The organism is Micromonospora sp. CA-248260, from assembly GCF_050942205.1.
Classification (GTDB): Bacteria; Actinomycetota; Actinomycetes; order Mycobacteriales; family Micromonosporaceae; genus Micromonospora; species Micromonospora antibiotica.
Map to the genome: position 1 here is coordinate 3,558,449 of NZ_CP192021.1, position 19,865 is coordinate 3,578,313.

A 19,865-nucleotide genomic window follows, 5' to 3' on the forward strand; every position below is an offset into this window, starting at 1 on the left:
GTGGTGCGGTCAGTGGCCGACGCCGGGGGCCGGCGGCTGCCCGCCGCCCCGGGCGGGCAGCCGGTCCAGCAGGGCCAGGGTCGCGCGCACCGGCCCCCGGTCCAGGGTCCGGTCGAAGCTGGACCGGCCCTGGCAGAACCGGACGAACATCGCCCAGCCGGCCGGGGTCGCCAGGAAGGCGTGGCACACCTCGGGGCGACGGGCGAAGGTCTGCAGCAACCGGTGCCCGGCGCGCATCGACGGCACCAGCCGCTCGTGCACGTCCCGGGGGTAGCGGTCCAGGTCACCGGCGGCGACCGCCGCACCGGCCAGCGTCCCGGACCGCAGCGCGTAGCTGATTCCCTCCCGGGTCCACGGCTCCAGCAGGCCCGCCGCGTCCCCGGCCACCAGCACCCGACCGTGGCGCAGTGGCGCGTCGTCGGCCCGGCAGCGGGTCAGGTGCCCGGAGTCGTGCTCGGCGGCCACCTGAGCCAGGCCCAACCGGTCGAGGAAGCTGTGCAGGTAGGCGCGGGTCCGGTCGCCCTCGCCGCGGGCGCCGATCACCCCGACGGTGAGCACGTCGCCCTTGGGGAACACCCAGCCGTACGCGCCGGGGAACGGGCCCCAGTCCAGCAGCAGCCGCCCCCGCCAGCGGGCCGCCTCGGCGGGTGACACCGGCAACTCCCGTTCCAGACCCAGATCCACCTGGCGGAACCGGACGCCCACGTGCCGGGCGGTCACCCCGGCGGAGCCGTCCGCCCCGATCACCGTGCGGGCGGTCAGGGTGGTGCCGTCGGCCAGTCTGACGCGTACCCCGTCGGGGTCCTGGTCGAGGGCGCGCACGGCGACGCCCTCGCGGACCTCGGCCCCGGCGGACACCGCCGCCGCGCGCAGCCGGTCGTCGAACTCGTCGCGGCGCACCATCGTCACCAGGGGTGTGCCGTGCCGGCGGGTGAAGCCCCACCGGCCGTCCCGGGTGAAGGTGACCCGGTCGACCCGGTCGTGCGCCGGCACCTCGATGCGGCCGGCCACCATCGACAGCGAGGTGCCGATCAGGCCACCCCCGCAGGTCTTGTAACGGGGGTGCACGGCCCGGTCCAGCACCAGCGTCCGCACCCCGGCCGCCGCGGCCTCCCGGGCCGCGCTGAGCCCGGCCGGCCCGGCGCCGACCACGACGAGATCCCAGATGATCATGCCGGTCAGCCTAGGGCACCCGGCCCCGCGCCGAGGGGTACGACCGGCCGTGCGGCAGGCATTGTCGGGTGGCCAGTGGGTAGACCGCGTCACCCGGACCGCCCGACCGGTCGGCCGGGCCCACGGCAAGGAGGGCACCATGCAGCAGGTACGTCTGTCGGAGGTCGAGGTGCGCGTCTACGAGGCGGTCAGCGTGCTGGAGACCCGCAGCCAGGTTCCCTACCCCGACCTGATCGCCGAGGAGGCGGGGCTGGCCGAGCAGGACGTCCACGCGCCGCTGCGCCAGCTCACCGAGAAGGGCCTGCTGCACCGGGAGGACTCGCCGCTGGCCGGGCTGGACTTCGGCCCCCGCTGGTGCGCCCGCCAGCCGGCGTGAGCGCAGTCGCGCCCCGCCGGCCGGCCGGGTCGGGCACCGGTTTGCCGCACCGTCCCCCGGGTAGCGCTGCGGCATGCCCGATCACCGGTCCGTACGGGATCATCGGTGCGTGCCCGATCGCCGTCACGCGCCAGATCGCCGGTCCGTGGTGACAGCGACGGACGACCGCCGCCGTTGGCAGGCCCTCGGGGTCGGCCTGGTCGCGGCGTTCATGACGCTGCTGGACGTCAGCATCGTCAACGTCGCCATCCCGTCGATGGACCGGTCGTTGCAGGCCAGCCCCAGCGACCTGCAGTGGGTGCTGTCCGGCTACGCGCTGACCTTCGGGCTGGTCCTGGTGCCGGCCGGCCGGTTCGGCGACGCCCGGGGTCGACGTAACGCCTTCGTGGTCGGGGTCGCCCTGTTCACGCTCACCAGCGCACTGGCCGGGCTCGCCCAGTCCCCGACCTGGCTGGTCGCCGCCCGACTTCTGCAGGGCGTCGCCGCCGGGGTGGTCAACCCGCAGGTGACCGGCCTGATCCAGCAGCTGTTCCGGGGCGCGGAGCGGGGTCGCGCGTTCGGCCTGCTCGGCGCCGTCATCGGCATCTCCACCGCCGTCGGTCCGCTGCTGGGCGGCCTGCTCATCCAACTCGGCGGCGAGGACCACGGCTGGCGGTGGGTGTTCTTCGTGAACGTGCCGGTGGGGGTGCTCGCCGTGCTGCTCGGCTGGCGGCTGCTGCCCACCCGGGCCGCCGGCCGGCTCGACCGGCACCGGCTCGACCCGGTCGGGGTGCTGCTGCTCGGGGCCGGTGTGACACTCCTGCTGCTGCCGTTGGTGCAGCGGGAACAGTGGCCCAGCCCGTGGAAGTGGGCGCTGATCCCCGCCGGGCTGGTCGTCCTGGTCGCCTTCGGACTCTGGGAGCGCCGCTTCGGCCGCACCCGGACACCGCTGTTCGACCTGGGACTGTTCCGGTTGCGGTCGTACACCATCGGCGCGGTCATCGCGCTCATCTACTTCGGTGGCTTCACCGCGATCTTCTTCATCTTCACCCTCTACCTCCAGAACGGTCTCGGCTACCGGGCGCTGACCGCCGGCCTGGCGATCACCCCGTTCGCCCTCGGCTCGGCGCTCGCCGCCGCCCTCGGTGGCCGGCTGGTCACCCGGTTCGGCCGGCCGCTGGTCGGGCTCGGGCTGGTCATGGTGCTGGTCGGGCTCGGCGGGGTGGTGTTCGTGCTGCGCGGCGACCCGCACGGCTCGATTCCGCTGCTCACCGCGCTGCCGCTGCTGCTCGCCGGGCTCGGCAGCGGCCTGGTGATCACCCCGAACCAGACGTTGACCCTGTCCGAGGTGCCGGTGCCGCAGGCGGGCAGCGCGGCCGGAATGTTGCAGACCGGTCAGCGGATCGGTTCGGCCGCCGGCATCGCCGCCGTCGGCGCGTTGTTCTTCTCGTCGCTGGCCAGCACCGACGGTCAGTGGGCCGCCGCGTTCCGGCATTCCCTGCTGCTGGCCATGGGCATCGTCGCGTTGGCGTTGGTCGCCGCGGCGACCGACATCGTGCTGAACCACCGCGCCGCGCACCACCGCTGAGCCCGCCGACCCGACGTCGCACCCGGGGGGACGCCCCGACGTGACGCGCCGACGCCGACCGGCCGGTCCCGTGACGGGAACCGGCCGGTCGGCGCTGCGTCAACTGGTCACCAGTGCTGCTGGACGAGGTCCGCGGCCTGCTGCTCCCACTGGGCGTACGCGTACGGGTAGGCCGAGACCTGCACGGTCTGCGCGGCGGTGGTCAGCGGCAGGTCCTCCCAGCCGGGCACGTTCTTCAGCGCGGAGAAGAACGCCCGGGAGGCGTACCGCGGGTCGGTGATCTGCTCCGGGCTGCCCCACCCCGACGACGGGCGCTGCTGGAACAGTCCCTGCGAGTCGTGGTCGTTGTAGGCGCCGAGGTGCCCCAGGTTGTACAGCTTCGACTCCTGCAACGAGGTGGCCACGCCGATCACGGCGCCGCGCTCCCCCACGCCGGTCCGCTTGGCCTCGGCGATGATCGCCTTGGCGTTGGCGACCTGCGCGTCGTCGAGCGGGACGCGGGACTGGGCGCCCTCCAGCCCGTGCGGGATGAGTTCGTCGGTGCTCGGCTTGCCGGCCGGCACCTCGGTGGTGGGGCTGCCCGTGGTCAGGCCGGACTCGACGGTGACGCCCTGCCGGCTCTTGCCGGTGGCCAGGTCGATCGCGGCGCGGGCCCCCTGGTGGGGGCCGGTGGTGACGGGGGCGGCCACGGCCGCCGGGCCGAACGCCAGTCCGCCGAGGGCGGCGACGCCGGCGATGCCCAGTGCGGTCCTGCGGTCCTTCGCGATGGCCGGGAGCCATCGAGTGAAGTCCAGCTTCACGATGGTTGCCCTTTCGATCGTGGCGACGCGCTCCGGGGTGAGCGGGCCTCGGGGGAACTCCCACGCCAGCCGGGGTGTGGTGGCCGGCGTATGGGGGACACAACCAGCCGGGCGTGTCGGTCATTCCGGAAATGCCGTGGCCGACCCGGGCTGTGGTCCGGGTCACCGGCAGGCGACTCGCGCGGTCTCATACCGGACAGACGACCCGAATCGCACGACGCGGGTCCGGAGGGGCGTGGCCGTCCGGAGGGGTGTGGGCCGCCCGCGCGCAGGCAGGAGGGCACCGGACGGCTGGCAGCAGGAGCCCAGCGGGCGGACCGGTGCCGGCGTCAGCCGTCGGTGCCGAACCCGTGATCACCACCCGGGCCTGCCCGGCACCGGAGTACGCAGCCTGCTCGGGCAGCCCCAGGGCGTCCCGGAAGAAGGCGACCGCAGCGTCGTAGTCCTCGGCCTCCACCACCAGGCGCAGCTGCCGTACGCCCGGGGGGCGGTTGTCGTCGGTCACCCGGCCGATCCTGGGCCCGCCGGGGCCGGGCGGCGGTGAAGGCCGCCCGGCCGGTGCCGTCAGTGGCCGCGGGTCAGCCACTCCTGCAGGTGGGGGGCCTCCGCGCCGATGGTGGTGTCGTCGCCGTGTCCGGTGTGCACCACCGTGTCCGCCGGCAGGGTGAGCAGGCGGGTCCGGATCGACTCCACGATCGTGGCGAAGTCGCTGTACGACCGCCCGGTGGCCCCCGGGCCACCGGCGAAGAGGGTGTCGCCGGTGAAAACCGCGCCGAGCGACGGGGCGTGGAAGCTGCACGCCCCGGGGCTGTGGCCGGGGGTGTGCAGCACCCGCAGCACCGTGTCCCCGACGGTGATCTCCTGACCGTCGGACAACTCCCCGTCCGGGGCCAGCCCGGGGTGCACCAGATCCCACAGCACCCGGTCGTCGGGGTGCAGCAGGATCGGCGCATCGGTGACCTTGGCCAGCTCGGGGGCGACCCGGACATGGTCGTCGTGGGCGTGGGTCGCGAGGATCGCCACCACCCGGCGGTCGCCGACGGCCCGGCGGATCGTGGCCACGTCGTGCGGGGCGTCGAGGACCACGCACTCGGTGTCGTCGCCGACGACCCAGACGTTGTTGTCGACGTCGAAGGTCTGCCCGTCGAGGGAGAACGTGCCGGAGGTGACGGCGTGGTCGACCCGGGCGGTCACGGGAACACCACCACCGAACGCAGCACGTCCCCGTCGTGCATCCGGTGGAACGCCTCCTCCACCTGGTCCAGGGCGATCTCCTCGGTGACGAAGGCGTCCAGGTCGAGCCGGCCCTGCAGATAGAGCTGGGTGAGCAGCGGGAAGTCCCGGCTGGGCAGGCAGTCGCCGTACCAGCTGGACTTGAGCGCGCCGCCCCGGCCGAAGACGTCCAACAGCGGCAGGTCCACGGTCATCTCCGGGGTGGGCACCCCGACCAGGACGACGGTGCCGGCGAGGTCCCGGGCGTAGAACGCCTGCTTCCAGGTCTCCGGCCGACCCACCGCGTCGATCACCACGTCCGCGCCGAACCCACCGGTGGCGGCCCGGATCGCCTCGACGGCGTCCTCGGCGGAGGCGTCGACGGTGTGGGTGGCGCCGAACCTGCGCGCCCAGTCGAGCTTGCGACCGTCGGTGTCCACCGCGACGATCGTGGTCGCGCCGGCCAGGACGGCACCGGCGACCGCCGCGTCGCCGACCCCGCCGCAGCCGATGACGGCCACCGAGTCACCCCGGGTGACCTGCCCGGTGTTCATCGCCGCGCCGAGGCCGGCCATGACACCGCAGCCGAGCAGCCCGACGGCGGCGGGCCGGGCCGCCGGGTCGACCTTGGTGCACTGGCCGGCGTGGACCAGCGTCTTCTCCGCGAAGGAGCCGATGCCCAGCGCCGGGGTCAGTTCGGTGCCGTCGGTGAGGGTCATCTTCTGGGCGGCGTTGTGGGTGTCGAAGCAATACCACGGCCGGCCACGGCGGCAGGCCCGGCACACCCCGCACACCGCCCGCCAGTTGAGCACCACGAAGTCGCCGGGGGCAACGTCGGTGACCCCGGCACCCACCTGCTCCACCACCCCGGCCGCCTCGTGGCCCAGCAGGAACGGGTAGTCGTCGTTGATGCCACCCTCGCGGTAGTGCAGGTCGGTGTGGCAGACCCCGCAGGACTGCACCCGCACCACCGCCTCGCCGGGCCCCGGGTCGGGCACCACGATGGTGGTGACCTCGACCGGAGCGCCCTTGCTCCGTGAAATGACGCCCCGGACTTCCTGGCTCACGTTGTGTCCTCCCTGCTTGCCGGCACGACGGCCGGGTGGGTCCCGCTCACCGCCGAACCTACCGCGATCATGCCGCCCGCCCCATCGGTCCGCCGGACCCACCACCCGCCGGCCCGTCACCCCCGCCGTCGGGCCACTCCCCCCGGGGTACGCACACCGCGTCGCCGGGCGCCGCCGCAGCTTCCCCCGGCCGGGTGGCGTGCCGGCGGCGGGCGGCGTTGCGGTACCGCAGCACCTGCACCGCGCCCAGCACCCACAGCAGGTACTGCACGGCGAACGCCCACCGGAACGCCGCTAGCGGTGGGGCGGCCGCACCCGCCGGGGTGGTCACGTCCAGCACCACCCCGATCGCCAGCACCAGCACGATCGAGGCGACGAATCCGCCGACGTTGACGATGCCGGTGGCACTGCCGATGCGGTGCACCGGGTTGGACGTGCGCGCGTAGTCGAAGCCGACCACCGCGCCGGGGCCGTTGAGGGCCAACACCAGCACCAGGATCACCAGCAGCCAGAACGGTGCCCGGCCGGGCCAGGCCAGCACCGCCGCCCACACCCCGGCGCTGGCCCCGGCGATGACGAAGATCAACACCGAGCGGTGGAACGGGTGCCGGGCGCACAGGTACGCGACCAACGGCCCGGCGAGCAGCGCCCCGACCGTCATCAGGGTGAGCAGGGACGCGGCGACGGTCGGCGGCAGGCCCTGCCCCTGCACCAGGAACGGGTAGCCCCACAGCAGCGCGAAGACCGCACCGGAGAACTGGGCGACGAAGTGCGACCACAGGCCCAGCCGGGTGCCCGGTTCGGCCCACGCGGCGGCCAACTCCCGGCGCACGGTGGACAGGGCGGGGGTGGCGGCGACGCCCGGCCCGACGTGCGGGCCGTCCCGGACGACCACCAGCACCAGCACCACCGCCGTCGCCCCGAGCCCGGCGGCGACCAGGAACGCCGGGGTCCAACCGGCCAGGTGCAGCAACGCCACCAGTGGCACCGCGGCGAGGATCGCCCCGACCTGGCCGAAGGTGCCGGTGAGCTGCACCAGCAGCGGGTTGCGTCGACCCGGGAACCAGAACGCGACGATCCGCAGCACGCTGATGAAGGTCATCGCGTCGCCGAGGCCCACCAGGACCCGCCCGCCGACCGCCAACCGGACGTCGGTGGCGACGGCGAAGCAGAGCTGACCGGTGACCATCAGCGCGCCACCGGCCAGCAGCAGCCGACGTGAGCCGTACCGGTCCAGGAGCACCCCGACCGGGATCTGCATGGCGGCGTACACGGCGAGCTGGGCCACCGAGAACACCGCCAGGGCGGAGGCGTTGATGTCGAACCGGTGGGTGGCCTCCACCCCGGTCACCCCGAGGGAGCTGCGGTGGAACACCGCCGCCAGGTAGGCGGTGACGGCCACCGCCCAGACGGCGGTGGCCCGACGACCGGCGGGGACGCTCACCGGCACGCCGACCCGGTTCCCGCCCGCGTCACCCCGACCGGCCGCCGGTCGGCCCGCGCGGCGGGCACCCGTGCCGGCGTACGGCGTTTCGTCATGCAGCAATGGTGCGTCGCCCGGGGCCCGGTCGCCCCCGGCGGGTGCACCGCCGGTGGTCCGCGCCACTACCGGCACCGGGTGGCCCGCACCCCGCCGGCACCCGGTCGCCCGCGCCGGCACCGACCGCGGGGGCGGACCACCCGGGCAGGATCACCCGACCGATCGACCCCGCCACGCGGGGTGATCGGCTGACTGGGCACAATCGACACATGTCTCCCCGCCGGTGGTTGCTCGCCGATCAACTCGGGCCGCACTTCCTGGACGACGACCGGCAACCGGTGCTGCTGATCGAGGTCAGCGAGTTGTTCCGGCGTCGGCGGCTGCACCGGCAGAAGGCGCACCTGATCCTCAGCGCCCTACGCCACCGCGCCGCCGAACTGGGCGACCGGGCGCTGCTGGTGCGCGCCGGCACCTTCCGGGAGGCCCTGGCGTCGGTCGACGGCCCGATCGAGGTCTGCCACCCCAGCACCCGGGCCACCCACGACTTCGTCAGGTCCGTCCCGGGACTGACCGTGCTGCCACCCCGCGGCTTCGTCACCGACCGGGCCGACTTCGCCCACTGGGCCGACCAGCCCCGACGGGAACCGCTCCGGATGATCGACTTCTACCGGCACGTGACCCGACGGCACGGGGTGCTCACCGGCCCCGGGCCGACCGCACACGCCGGACCCACCCCCGGCGGGCGGGCCCTGGACGTACCGCCCGCACCGCCGATCGTCGAGGACGACATCGACGCCGAGGTACGGGCCGACCTGGACCGGTGGGAACGCGACGGGGTGCGGTTCGTCGGCCGGGACGCCCCCCGCGCGCACCCGGCCAGCCACGCCGAGGCCGACCAGCGGCTGGAGCACTTCCTGCGGTACCGGCTGCCCGACTTCGGCCGCTACGGCGACGTGATGAGCGCCGAGGACCCGGTGCTGGCCCACGGGATGCTCTCCGCCTCGTTCAACCTCGGGCTACTCGACCCGGCGGTGGCGGTGACCCGGGCGGAGGCCGCCTGGCGGGCCGGCGACGCCCCACTGGACTCGGTGGAGGCGTTCCTGCGCGGTCTTCTCGGCTGGCGCGAGTTCCTCTGGCAGCTCTACTGGCACGTCGAGCCGGCCCGGCCGGACACCGGCCGGTTGGCCGCGACCGAACCGCTGCCACCGTGGTTCCTCGACCTCGACGCCGACGCGGTGGAGGCACGCTGCCTCGCCGACGTGCTCGCCGGAGTCCGGGACCGGGGCTGGGCCCACCAGGCCCAACGGCTCCTGGTGCTGGGCAACCACGCGTTGCAACGCGGGTGGCGCCCCGCCGAACTGGCCGACTGGTTCCAGCGCTGCTTCGTCGACGGCGTCGACTGGGCGATGAACACCACCGTGATCGGCCTGAGCCAGTACGCCGACCTGCCCCGGGTCGACACCCGCCCCTACGCCGTGGACGGCCGGTACATCGACGAGATCAGTGACTACTGCACCGGCTGCCGCTACCAGCCGGACCGGGAACTCGGCGATCTCGCCTGCCCGTACACCGGGGGGTTCGCGGCGTTTCTGCACCACAACCGGGAGAAGCTGGTGGCCGACCCCCGGCTGGCCGCGGAACTGGCCGCCCGGGACGACCCGCAGCACCGGGAGGCGGTGCTGGCGCAGGAGGAGAAACGGGGCAGCAACCCGCCCTGACCGGCGGTGCCGGGACGCGGGCCCCTCACGCCACCTCACCGGCGGGCAGGTCGGTCGGGACCGGGGCCGCCGACCGGGGAGACAGGGCGGAACGCCCCGCCGCACCACCGGCGAGGCGGATACCGGCGGTGAGCAGCCGACCGTACGAGCCGGGCAGGACCCGGCCCAGCAGATCGGGCAACTTCGCCGACCAGCCGATCAGCACCCGGCCGCGACGCCGTTCGACGCCGTCGAGGATCACCTCGGCGGCCCGCTCGGGCGCGATGGACAGCAACTTCTCGAACTGCCGCAGCGTGGCCGCGAACTCCTCGCGGGCCACCCCGCTGCCGACCCGGGCGTTACGGGCGATCCGGGTGGCGATGCCGCCGGGATGCACCGACGTCACCCCGATGCCGTCCTCGGCCAACTCGTGCCGCAGCGCCTCGGTGAACCCGCGCAGCGCGAACTTGCTGGCCGCGTAGGCGGTCTGCCCGGCCGGCGCGATCAGGCCGAACAGGCTGGAGACGTTGACCAGGTGCGCTCCCGGCTCGGCCTTCAACGCCGGCAGCAGGGCATGGGTGAGCTGCACCGGCGCCCGGAAGTTGATGTCGACGACCCAGTGAAACTCGTCCATGGTGACCTGGTCGAACCGGCCGCCGAGGGCCACCCCGGCGTTGTTGACCAGCAACCGGATCCGGGGATGCCGGGCCTGGATCTCCTCGGCCACCCGGGCGGTGGCACACAGGTCGGCCACGTCGACCACGTGGGTGTCGACCCGTCGACGGGGGTGGGTGGCACGGATCGCGGCGGCCACCGCGTCGAGCCGGTCGACGTCCCGGTCGAGCAGGACCAGGTCGCTGCCGCGCCGGGCCAACCCGTGGGCGAGCGCCTCACCGATTCCGCTGGCGGCACCGGTGACCACGGCGGTCCCGGCCGGGAAAACGAAGCTACGCACGCGGCCTCCTCGCTGCGAAACAGGAACGGATTGCAGTGTGGTCGACGGTGGGTCGACTCAACCGACCGGGGTGTCGGCGGCCGCCCGGGAGAACCGCACCCCCTCGTCGACGAGCCGGCCGTGCTTCATCAGCAGGACGTCCCGGACGTAGTTCTGGTGCAGCCGCCACGGCGTCCGGGGACCCTGCCTGGGCAGACCGTCCACACTGCGCAGCACGTACCCCGACCGCAGGTCGATGATCGGCGACAACGGCCCGTCGGCGGGCGCGACGGGGGTGACGACCTGCTGGCCGGTGGCGTCCAGGTGCCGCAGCAACCGGCAGACGTAGGTGGCGACCAGGTCGGCCTTCAACGTCCAGGAGGCGTTGGTGTAACCGATGGTCAACGCGAAGTTCGGCACCCCGGAGAGCATCATCCCCTTGTACGCCACCGTCGCGCCGAGGTCGACGTCGACACCGTCCACGGTGAGGGCCATCCCGCCGAGGGCCAACAGTTGCAGGCCGGTGGCGGTGACCACGACGTCGGCGGGCAGTTCGACGCCGGAGCCGAGCCGGACGCCGCCGGGGGTAAACGTGTCGACGGTGTCGGTGACCACCGACGCCCGCCCCGACGCCACGGCCGCGAACAGGTCCCCGTCCGGTGCCACGCAGAGCCGCTGGTCCCACGGGTCGTAGCGGGGCGAGAAGTGCCGGTCCACGTCGTAGCCGGCCGGCAGCCGCCCCCGGGCCGCCCGCAGCAGGAACGCCCGCACCGCCTTCGGGGCCCGCCGGCTGAGCTGGTAGTTGACGGTGCCGAGCAGCACGTTCTTACCCCGCACCAGCGGGTACGCCAGCCGGGCGGGCAGCCCGCGGCGCAGCAGGTCGGCCACCCGGTCCCGGGTCGGCAACGCGATCACGTACGTGGGGGAACGCTGGAGCATGGTGACGTGCCCGGCCCGCCGCGCCAACGCCGGCACCAGGGTCACCGCCGTGGCACCGCTGCCGATCACCACCACCCGCCGGCCGGTGTGGTCGAGGTCCCCCGGCCAGTGCTGCGGGTGCACCAGACGGCCCGCGTACCGCTCGACACCCGGAAAGTCCGGTGTGTAGCCGGCGTCGTACCGGTAGTAGCCGGTGCAGGTGAACAGGAAGTCACAGGTCAGCACCACCTCCTCGGCGGTGTCGTCGCGTCGGGCGTGGACCGTCCACCGGGCGGTGCCGCTGTCCCACCCGGCGCGGACCACCCGGTGGCGGAACCGGATGTGCTCGTCGACGCCGTACCGCCGGGCGGTGTCGCGCACGTAGCGGCGGATGGAGTCGCCGTCGGCGATGGCCTTCGGGTCGGTCCACGGCTGGAACGAGTAGCCGAGGGTGAACATGTCCGAGTCGGAACGGATGCCCGGATAGCGGAACAGGTCCCAGGTGCCGCCGATCGCGTCGCGCGCCTCGAACACCGCGTACGTCTTGTCGGGGCAGTCGCGTCGCAGGTGACAGGCGGCACCGACCCCGGACAACCCCGCACCGACGATGAGCACGTCGACATGCTCGGTGGCCATCGCACCTCCCGGGTCCCGAGGCGGTGACCGGACCATATCCCACCCGGTCGCCGCCCCGTCGCCGTCCGGCGGACAATGGTGGGGGCCGCAGCCGGCCCACGGGGATCTCCGGCCCGACCGGCCGGCACCAGCGTCGAGGCGGGGAGAACGGACGGCATGTCGGAAACCAGCGGGCTACGGGCCGACTGCGCCCGGTGCGTCGGGCTGTGCTGCGTCGCGCCCGCCTTCACCGCCTCCGCCGATTTCGCCCACGACAAGCCCGCCGGCCGACCCTGCCCCCGGCTGGGCGCCGACTCCCGGTGCGGCATCCACGACGAGCTGCGGGAACGCGGCTACCCCGGCTGCGTCGTGTTCGACTGCTTCGGCGCCGGCCAGCGGGTCAGCCAGGTCACCTACCCGGGGCGGGACTGGCGCGACGACCCGACCACCGCCGCCGGCATGTTCGCCGCGTTCGCCGTGGCGCGGCCGCTGCACGAACTGCTCTGGTACCTCACCGAAGCAATGACGCTCACCCCGCACGGCCCGCTGCGTGACCAGCTGCGCGCCGCCCGGGACGCCACCGACACCCTGGCCGCCGGCACCCCCGAGGAGCTGGCCTCGGTCGACGTTGACGCCCACCGGGGCCGGGTGAACCCGCTGCTCGCGGCCGCCAGCGAGGCCGCCCGCGCCGGCACCGGCGGGGCCGACCGGCGGGGCGCGATGCTGCTCGGCGCGAACCTGCGCGGTGCGGACCTGCGCGGTGCGAACCTGCGGGGCGCGTGCCTGGTCGGCGCGGACCTGCGGGGAGCGGACCTGCGCCGGGCCGACGTCACCGGCGTCGACCTGCGCGGGGCGGACCTGCGCGGGGCGGACCTGTCCAGCACCCTCTTCCTGCACCAGTCGCAGCTGGAAGCGGCCCGGGGCGACCGGCACACCGCGCTGCCCGCCCGGCTGCGCCACCCCGGGCACTGGACCGGGCTGACCCTCACCCCGACCCGCCGCCTGGGTGCCACCCGCCGCGCACGCCGCCCCGCTGCTGACATCCCGGCCGGGTGGTGGTGGACCCGGCCGGTGGTCGGCCCGTGCTCCACCGGCCGCACCGAGCGCGGCGGGAACCCGGCCGGTGGGCGCGGTGCTCGACGGGCCGCACCGCCGCACGGCGGGTCGGGTTTGCCCGGCGGTGTGGCGGGCAGGTAGGTCGGCATGACGGACGAACGACACACCGACCGGGCCGACACCGACGAGCCGGACGGCGTACCGGCGTACGAGGCGTCGCTGCGCCCGCCGGGCGAGTCGCTGGGCAGCGGCGGCGACACCGGCGACGACTTCGCCGACCTGCCCGCCGAGGAACACCTGTCGGCCCGGGAGACCAGCCGCGCGGGGTACGACGTCGATGCGGTCTCCGGCGCGGGCGACCCCGCCGAGGAGGAAGCCGCCAACCCCGCCACCGAGTGACCCGACCCACCGCCGGCCACCGACCCGGGCCGGCGGCAGGCGGGACCGGTCGCGGGCACGGCGGCCCACCGGGAAGGCGGCAGCCGGGGCGGCACTCAGCGGGAGGTGCCCACCGCCGACCGGGCCTCGGTCATGCCCCGGTTGGCCAACGCGTCCGCGCGTTCGTTCTCCGGGTGGCCGTTGTGCCCCTTCACCCAGTGCCAGCTCACCTCGTGCCGGGCGCAGGCCGCCTCCAACCGCTGCCACAGGTCGGCGTTCTTCACCGGCTGCTTCGCCGCGGTCCGCCAGCCGTTACGCTTCCACGACGCCAACCACCCGGTGATGCCGTTACGCACGTACGTGCTGTCGGTGTGCAACCGCACCACGCACGGCCGGGTCAGCGTCTCCAACGCCTCGATCGCAGCGGTCAACTCCATCCGGTTGTTGGTGGTCGGGGTGGCCTCGCCACCGCACAACTCCCGCTCGTGCCCGCCGAAACGCAGCACCACACCCCAACCGCCCGGCCCGGGGTTGCCGCTGCACGCCCCGTCGGTCCAGATCTCCACGACCCTGCCGGCCGCCGCGTCCACCATGCCACCGAACCTACCGCTCCGGTCCACCGGCGACCGTCGCCGTGCCCTCAGCGCCGGGTCAACCGGGCGCGCAACCGACCGGCCGCGTCACCGAACACCGCCGAGGTCATCGGCAACAGCGGACTGGACCGCATCACCGCCAGATCCTCCGCCGGGGTGGTCGCCCCGTCGAGGAAACGCAGCACCCGCGACGCCGGGTTCCGGTCGAACAGCCGGTCGAAGAACTCCGGACCACCCACCGCACCGGAATCCCACGCCCGCAACGCCACCGCGTCCATCCACCGGTGCCGCCCCGGATACGCCGCCCGGGGCACCGGCGGCCGACCCGCGGCGAGCGCGGCGGCGACCTGCCCGGCCTGCCGGTGCATCGCCGAGAAGGTGAACCCGGTCGACGGACGGGTCGCCCCACCGGCGGTGCCCAACCGCACCACCCGGGGCGACGGCCGCCGGTCGAACGGCGCGTCCGTCATCGGGATCACCCCGTCCTCGACCTCCCGCACCGTCAACGCCGCCAGGTCCAGACCCAACAGCCCGGCATACCCGCGCAGCCCCGCGTCGTAGCCCGCGTCGGAGAGCACCGCCGGGGAGAACTCGGTGTACTCCACCAGCGCGTACCGGTCACTGACCGGCAGCACGTAGCCGAAGGAGACACCCCGTCGCGGCTGCGGGGTGCGAAAATCCATCAGCACCGCCCGCCCCGGATCGAACACCGGCGTCGACGACTCCAACCACCAGCCCCGGAAGTGCTGCAACCAGGCCGTCCGGCCGGGCCGACGCGGTAGACGGGGACGCGAGTCGAGCACCCAGCCGGCCCGCAGCACCGCCCGCCCGTCGGTGTCGCGCACCGACACCGCCGAGCCGTCGTCGTCGAGCACCCCCACCGCCGCGTCGTACCGGACCGCACCGAGCCGCTGCTCCGCCTCGGCGGCCCGCTCGTACACCGGCGCGGAGCGCAGCATCGCGTACCGCAACGGGGTCAGGTCCAACACCCGGGCGACGGCCGGGGTGGCCACCTCCACCCGCGACCAGCTGGCGCTGAGCATCGGCTCCAGGTCGCCCCCCGGGGTGCCCCAGAACGCCCAGGTGCGGTCCTGACCACGCTTGCGCACCGGGTCCACCACGGCGACCCGCAGCCCCGGCAGCACGTGCCGGGCCAACGCCGCGAGGACCAGCGATCCGGCCCCGCCGCCACCGACGACGGCCAGGTCGACTTCGGCCGGTACGCGCACACCCACCCGGCCACGCTGTCACACCACCACCGACCAGCGGCACGGACCCCACCCCACCACGCGCACCCGCCCACACCGGGCCGCCCACCGGTGGCGGCACGCCGCCGGCCGCGTACCCGGGTAGCGTGCCGCCCCATGAGCCCGTCCGCCAACGCCCTCACCGCCCGCTGGGCCGCCCGACTGGACGACCGGCAGACCGTCCTGTCCGGCGCCGGGGTGTACCCGCTGCTCGCCCTGCTCGCCCGGTACGCCACCGGCCCGGCCCGCGACGAACTGCACGCCGTCGCCCCCACCCCGGCCACCCCCGTCGACTCCCCCACCACCCGGCTGGCAACCGGCTTCTGGTCCCGCGCCGGACTGCCCCTGGGCCGGCGGTGGCGCACCGAACTGGACAACACGACCCGGGGTGAGCTGACCGGCGACCCGACGGTCGACCAGCCGCGACTCGACCAGTGGGTACGGGAGCAGACCGACGACCTGATCGACCGGCTGCCGATCCAGGTCCGGCCGGGCACCGCCCTGGTGCTGGCAAACGCGCTGACCGTGCTGGTCGACTGGGCCACCCCGTTCCGGCCGGCCCACTGCCAGCCGACGACCGGGCCGTGGCAGGGCCGCCCACTGGCCGGACTGCACCGCTGCGGCGGCGACCCGGCCTCGCTACGGGTCGCCGACACCCCCGCCGGCCCGATCAGCCTGCTCACCGTCACCGGGGACGCCGACGTCGACGTGCTGCTCGCCCTCGGCCCGGCCGGACAACCGGCCGCCCGGGTGCTCCCCGCCGCGCTCACCGCCCTCGACCACCCCGCGACCCTGCCCGCACCGGCCGGGCCGGGCGTCACCGAGGACACCGTCCAGGGGTACGACGACCGCCCGGAGCTGCTGGTGCGTACCGTCGGGTTCACCGTCACCGGCGACCACGACCTGCTCGACCACGCCGACCTGTTCGGCCTGGTCGCCGCCGGACGCGACGGCGACCACTTCCCCGACATCAGCCCCCAGTTGTCGGTCTCCGACGCCCGGCAGAGCGCCCGGGCCGAGTTCACCGCCACCGGATTCCGCGCCGCAGCCGTCACCGCCATCGGCATGCGGGCCGGCTCCGCGCCACCCCGCACCACCGTCCGTCGACGACGGATCCGCCTCGACGTCGACCGCCCGTTCGGTTTCCTCGCCGTGCACCGCCCCACCGGTCTGGTGCTGATCGCCGGCTGGGTGACCGACCCCACGGGGGCCTGAACCGGCCGGTCACCGGCGACGCGTAGGTTCGGTGCGACCGGACGACCAGCGCCGACGATCGGGGAAACCCAGCATGACGGACAGCACGCGCCAGCCACTGCGGGTCGGGCTGCTCGGCTACGGCGTCGCCGGCCGGTTCTTCCACGCCCCGCTGATCGCCGCCACCCCCGGCCTGCGGCTGAGCGCCGTCGTCACCGCCGACCCGCAACGCCGGGAGCAACTGGCCGCCGAGCACCCCGACGCCCGGGTCGTCGACGACGCCGGGGCGCTGTGGGCCGACCCGGACGCCCTCGACCTCGTCGTGGTGGCCACCCCGAACGCCTCCCACGTGCCCCACGCCCGCGCGGCGGTCGCCGCCGGGCTGCCGGTGGTGGTGGACAAGCCGCTCGCCGCCACCGCCGACGACGCCCGCGCACTGGTCGACGAGGCACACCACCGGGGCGTCCCGCTGACCGTGTTCCAGAACCGCCGGTGGGACGGCGACTTCCGCACCGTACGACGGCTGGTCGAGGACGGCGCGCTGGGCCGGGTGACCCGCTTCGAGTCCCGCTTCGAACGCTGGCGACCGCAGATCAGGGCCGGCTGGCGGGAAGGCGGCAGCCCGGCCGACGCCGGTGGCGTCCTCTACGACCTCGGCGCCCACCTCGTCGACCAGGCCGTACAGCTGTTCGGGCCGGTCGGCACCGTCTACGCCGAGGTGGACCGGCGGCGACCCGGCGCACAGGTCGACGACGACGCGTTCGTGGCGCTCACCCACGTCGGCGGGGTCCGCTCCCACCTGTGGATGAGCGCGGTCACCGCCCGACTCGGCCCCCGACTGCGGGTCCTCGGCGACCGGGCCGGATACACCTGCCACGGGCTCGACGGGCAGGAGGACGCGCTGCGCCACGGCGGCCGACCCGGCACCCCCGGCTGGGGCGAGGTCACCCCCGACCGGTACGGCCTGCTCGGCGCGGGCGACGACCTCCGGCCGGTGCCCACCGAACCGGGCCGCTACCAGGACTTCTACGCCCAGGTCGCCGCAGCGCTGCGCGGCGACGGGCCGCTGCCGGTGGACCCCCGCGACGCGGTACGCACGGTGGAGCTGATCGAGCTGGCGCACCGCTCGGCCGCCGAACGGACGGTGCTACCCGTCCCCGCCTGACGTGACGGGCTGCCGGGGTGCCGTGCCCGCGTAGGCGGCGGCGACGGCGGACCGGTCGAACACCCGCCAGGTCGCCGCGGACACGGCAACGGCCACCACGAACCCCGCCCAGTAGGGTGCGGTCAACCCGAACGTGCCGGCCACCACCCCGCCGAGCAGCGCGCCCGCGCAGTTGCCGCCGGCCGCGATGAACAGCGTCGTCGCACCGACCCGGCCCCGCAGCTCCGACGGGGTCAGCCGCTGCCGCAGCGAGTGGAACACGATCCCCCACAGGGCGCCGTGCACGCCGAACGCGAACAGCGCGAACCCGACCAGCCAGGCGCTGGTCGAGGCGGCCAGCGTCAGGTGCAGCCCCGCCTCGACCAGCAGCCCGACCCGCACCGTCCAGGTCGGGGTGACCCGGGCGATGAGCCGGTCACCGACCACCGCGCCGAGCAGCCCACCGACCGACATGCTGGTGAACAGCAGGCCGTAACCGACGGAGTCCAGACCGAGCCGCTGCGTCGCGAGCAGCACCAGCACCGCCATCGCGGCCGTCAGGGTGAGGTTGAGCAGGCCGATCAGCACGGCCATCGCACGCAGCAGCCGCTGGCCGAGCAGGAACCGGAAGCCCGCCCCGATCTCCGCGCGCACCGACCGGGCCGCCGATGGGACCGCCTCCCCACCGCCCCGGTACGACCCGGCGATCAGCGCGACGAGCACCGCGCTGAGCGCGTACGTGCCGGCGTTGACCAGGAACGGGAGGCTCTCGGCGAGCACGAACAGGAACCCGCCGAGCGGGCCCGCCAGCATCCCCTGGGCCAGCGTGGTGCCGCCGCCGAGCCAGCCGTTGGCCCGTTCCAGCCGGGACGTCGGCACCAGCGTGGGGAGCATCGCCTGACTGGCCGACCGGAACACGATCTCGCCGGTGTTCACCACGAACAGCACGGCGTACAGCAGCGGTATGCCGGCCCGCCCGGCCAGCATCGCCGCGCCCAGCGACACCAGGGCGACCACCCGGACCCAGTCGATGACCACCATCAACCGCCGCTGGTCCAGCCGGTCGGCCAGCACCCCGCCGGGCAGGGCGAAGAGCAGCCAGGGCAGCCAGGCCGCCCCGGCGGCAGCGGCGACCACCAGCGGATCGTCGCTACGCGCCGCCGCGTACAGCGGGGCCGCCACCGTGGCCATGCCACTGCCCAGCGCCGACAGCGTGCTCGCCGCCCAGAGCCGGCCGAACCGGGCGTCCAGGCCCTCCCCCGTCACGGTCCGGCAACCTACCAGCCAGGTCGGACACCCACCGTCGTCCACCGGCTCGGGGCGGTCGGCCACCGAATTGCCGTTGAGCGGACCACCGGCATCTGCCACCGTCAGCCGGTGACTGACAACGACCACCCGGGCCCCGGTCGGCCCGGCACCGACTACCGCGCCCTCAACCGGGCCAGCTGGGACGACCGGGCCGCCGCCCACGCCGCCTCCCCGGACTACGCCGTGGACCGGTTCGCCGCCGACCCGGCGTACCTCAGCGAGGTGGTCCGGTTCGACCTGCCTCGCCTCGGTGACGTGGCCGGGCTGCGCGGCGTGCACCTGCAGTGCCACATCGGCACCGACACCGTGTCGCTGCACCGGCTCGGCGCGCGGATGACCGGCCTGGACTTCTCCGGCGCCTCGCTGGCCCAGGCGCGGGCGCTGGCCGAGCGCACCGGCGCGGCCGTCGACTTCGTCCAGGCCGACGTCTACGACGCGCCCGACGTCCTCGGTGTCGGCGGTTTCGACCTGGTCTACACGGGCGTCGGCGCGTTGTGCTGGCTGCCGGACATCAGGCGTTGGGCGGGCGTGGTCGCCGCCCTGCTGCGGCCGGGCGGGCGGCTGTTCCTGCGCGAGGGGCACCCGATGCTGTGGGCCCTGGACGAGACCCGCCCGGACGGCCTGCTGGCCGTCGAGCACCCGTACTTCGAGCGCACCGAACCGGTGGTGTGGGACGAGGGCGGCACCTATGTGAGCACCGAGGCGACGTTCACCCACAACACGACGCACGAGTGGAACCACGGTCTCGGCGAGGTGGTCACCGCCCTGCTCGACGCCGGGCTGGAGCTGACCATGCTGTGCGAGCACGACAGCGCCCCCTGGGACGCGCTGCCGGGGCGGCAGGTCCGCGACGGGCACGGCGAGTGGCGGCTGACCGAACGCCCGTGGCGACTCCCCCAGACGTACACCCTCCAGGCCCGTCGCCGCTGACCTTTCGCCGGGCCGTGTCCGCCAGCCGCCTCCTGTCCCGGAAGGCGGCTGGCGGTTTGTCGGGGTGGGTACGGTCTGTGCCGCGCGCAGTGGGTCACAGCCGCTAGGGCGTCCTAGGAGGCTGGGTTGTGGTCTGGGCGGGGTGTCCGCACTGTCCCGGCAATTCCGCCGGCCGG

At 74.6% G+C, this 19,865-nt stretch carries 18 protein-coding genes and 1 pseudogene; 8 read left to right on the forward strand and 11 right to left on the reverse strand.

The window, feature by feature from the left end; genetic code table 11:
• Nucleotides 1–9 precede the first annotated feature (9 nt).
• Complete coding sequence (locus ACQP2H_RS15755) at nucleotides 10–1,173, reverse strand: geranylgeranyl reductase family protein (RefSeq protein WP_357533396.1); 1,164 nt, start codon at nucleotides 1,171–1,173, stop codon at nucleotides 10–12.
• Between the two features lie 139 nt (nucleotides 1,174–1,312).
• On the opposite strand from ACQP2H_RS15755, the gene ACQP2H_RS15760 reads away from it, so the two are divergent.
• Together ACQP2H_RS15760 and ACQP2H_RS15765 are read left to right on the forward strand one after the other, a co-directional pair.
• Nucleotides 1,313–1,549 carry a hypothetical protein gene (locus tag ACQP2H_RS15760; RefSeq protein ID WP_204928348.1) on the forward strand — a complete coding sequence of 79 codons (237 nt, stop codon included), beginning with the start codon at nucleotides 1,313–1,315 and terminating at the stop codon, nucleotides 1,547–1,549.
• 145 nt (nucleotides 1,550–1,694) lie between these two features.
• Nucleotides 1,695–3,116: an MFS transporter gene (locus ACQP2H_RS15765; RefSeq protein WP_308290747.1), complete on the forward strand. Its 1,422-nt coding sequence runs from the start codon at nucleotides 1,695–1,697 to the stop codon at nucleotides 3,114–3,116.
• 107 nt (nucleotides 3,117–3,223) lie between these two features.
• Here ACQP2H_RS15765 and ACQP2H_RS15770 read toward each other — a convergent pair whose 3' ends face one another.
• The 5 genes from ACQP2H_RS15770 to ACQP2H_RS15790 form a co-directional block, all read right to left on the reverse strand.
• Nucleotides 3,224–3,916: a hypothetical protein gene (locus tag ACQP2H_RS15770; protein WP_219462092.1), complete on the reverse strand. Its 693-nt coding sequence runs from the start codon at nucleotides 3,914–3,916 to the stop codon at nucleotides 3,224–3,226.
• 187 nt (nucleotides 3,917–4,103) lie between these two features.
• Entirely contained in the window at nucleotides 4,104–4,421 is a 318-nt protein-coding gene (locus ACQP2H_RS15775) for a hypothetical protein (protein ID WP_357533393.1), read from the reverse strand.
• 59 nt (nucleotides 4,422–4,480) lie between these two features.
• Complete coding sequence (locus ACQP2H_RS15780) at nucleotides 4,481–5,110, reverse strand: MBL fold metallo-hydrolase (protein ID WP_219462094.1); 630 nt, start codon at nucleotides 5,108–5,110, stop codon at nucleotides 4,481–4,483.
• Nucleotides 5,107–6,195, reverse strand: coding sequence for an S-(hydroxymethyl)mycothiol dehydrogenase (locus ACQP2H_RS15785; RefSeq protein WP_208565879.1), 1,089 nt, complete (start codon nucleotides 6,193–6,195; stop codon nucleotides 5,107–5,109). The genes ACQP2H_RS15780 and ACQP2H_RS15785 overlap by 4 nt, the downstream gene beginning before the upstream one ends.
• Nucleotides 6,196–6,262: 67 nt before the next feature.
• Complete coding sequence (locus tag ACQP2H_RS15790; protein WP_433233342.1) at nucleotides 6,263–7,639, reverse strand: MFS transporter; 1,377 nt, start codon at nucleotides 7,637–7,639, stop codon at nucleotides 6,263–6,265.
• Between the two features lie 305 nt (nucleotides 7,640–7,944).
• On the opposite strand from ACQP2H_RS15790, the gene ACQP2H_RS15795 reads away from it, so the two are divergent.
• Nucleotides 7,945–9,393, forward strand: a complete 1,449-nt coding sequence (locus tag ACQP2H_RS15795; protein WP_357533390.1) for a cryptochrome/photolyase family protein — start codon at nucleotides 7,945–7,947, stop codon at nucleotides 9,391–9,393.
• 25 nt (nucleotides 9,394–9,418) lie between these two features.
• Here the strand turns inward: ACQP2H_RS15795 and ACQP2H_RS15800 are convergent, their stop codons facing one another.
• On the reverse strand, nucleotides 9,419–10,327 hold the full coding sequence (locus ACQP2H_RS15800; protein WP_363822381.1) for an SDR family NAD(P)-dependent oxidoreductase: 909 nt from the start codon (nucleotides 10,325–10,327) through the stop codon (nucleotides 9,419–9,421).
• A 57-nt stretch (nucleotides 10,328–10,384) separates the two neighbouring features.
• Nucleotides 10,385–11,860, reverse strand: a complete 1,476-nt coding sequence (locus tag ACQP2H_RS15805) for a flavin-containing monooxygenase (RefSeq protein WP_363822384.1) — start codon at nucleotides 11,858–11,860, stop codon at nucleotides 10,385–10,387.
• 156 nt (nucleotides 11,861–12,016) lie between these two features.
• Between ACQP2H_RS15805 and ACQP2H_RS15810 the strand changes: the two are divergent.
• Both ACQP2H_RS15810 and ACQP2H_RS15815 read left to right on the forward strand, forming a co-directional pair.
• Nucleotides 12,017–12,868: pseudogene (locus ACQP2H_RS15810) on the forward strand (pentapeptide repeat-containing protein); the annotation flags it as partial.
• Nucleotides 12,869–13,042: 174 nt separating this feature from the next.
• Complete coding sequence (locus tag ACQP2H_RS15815; RefSeq protein ID WP_357533382.1) at nucleotides 13,043–13,294, forward strand: hypothetical protein; 252 nt, start codon at nucleotides 13,043–13,045, stop codon at nucleotides 13,292–13,294.
• Nucleotides 13,295–13,389: 95 nt separating this feature from the next.
• Here the strand turns inward: ACQP2H_RS15815 and rnhA are convergent, their stop codons facing one another.
• Together rnhA and ACQP2H_RS15825 are read right to left on the reverse strand one after the other, a co-directional pair.
• Nucleotides 13,390–13,866, reverse strand: coding sequence for a ribonuclease HI (rnhA, locus tag ACQP2H_RS15820; RefSeq protein ID WP_219462111.1), 477 nt, complete (start codon nucleotides 13,864–13,866; stop codon nucleotides 13,390–13,392).
• Between the two features lie 47 nt (nucleotides 13,867–13,913).
• The gene (locus tag ACQP2H_RS15825) at nucleotides 13,914–15,101 is read right to left on the reverse strand and encodes a lycopene cyclase family protein (protein ID WP_219462112.1); all 1,188 of its coding nucleotides are present in this window, start codon (nucleotides 15,099–15,101) and stop codon (nucleotides 13,914–13,916) included.
• A 129-nt stretch (nucleotides 15,102–15,230) separates the two neighbouring features.
• Here ACQP2H_RS15825 and ACQP2H_RS15830 point away from each other — a divergent pair, with 129 nt between their 5' ends.
• Nucleotides 15,231–16,328, forward strand: a complete 1,098-nt coding sequence (locus ACQP2H_RS15830; RefSeq protein ID WP_219462114.1) for a serpin family protein — start codon at nucleotides 15,231–15,233, stop codon at nucleotides 16,326–16,328.
• Nucleotides 16,329–16,401: 73 nt separating this feature from the next.
• Nucleotides 16,402–17,472 carry a Gfo/Idh/MocA family oxidoreductase gene (locus ACQP2H_RS15835; RefSeq protein ID WP_219462116.1) on the forward strand — a complete coding sequence of 357 codons (1,071 nt, stop codon included), beginning with the start codon at nucleotides 16,402–16,404 and terminating at the stop codon, nucleotides 17,470–17,472.
• Here the strand turns inward: ACQP2H_RS15835 and ACQP2H_RS15840 are convergent.
• Nucleotides 17,455–18,717, reverse strand: a complete 1,263-nt coding sequence (locus ACQP2H_RS15840) for an MFS transporter (RefSeq protein ID WP_433233347.1) — start codon at nucleotides 18,715–18,717, stop codon at nucleotides 17,455–17,457. The genes ACQP2H_RS15835 and ACQP2H_RS15840 overlap by 18 nt on opposite strands.
• A gap of 111 nt (nucleotides 18,718–18,828) precedes the next feature.
• On the opposite strand from ACQP2H_RS15840, the gene ACQP2H_RS15845 reads away from it, so the two are divergent.
• Nucleotides 18,829–19,689: a class I SAM-dependent methyltransferase gene (locus ACQP2H_RS15845; RefSeq protein WP_357533372.1), complete on the forward strand. Its 861-nt coding sequence runs from the start codon at nucleotides 18,829–18,831 to the stop codon at nucleotides 19,687–19,689.
• The last annotated feature ends 176 nt before the right edge of the window (nucleotides 19,690–19,865 follow it).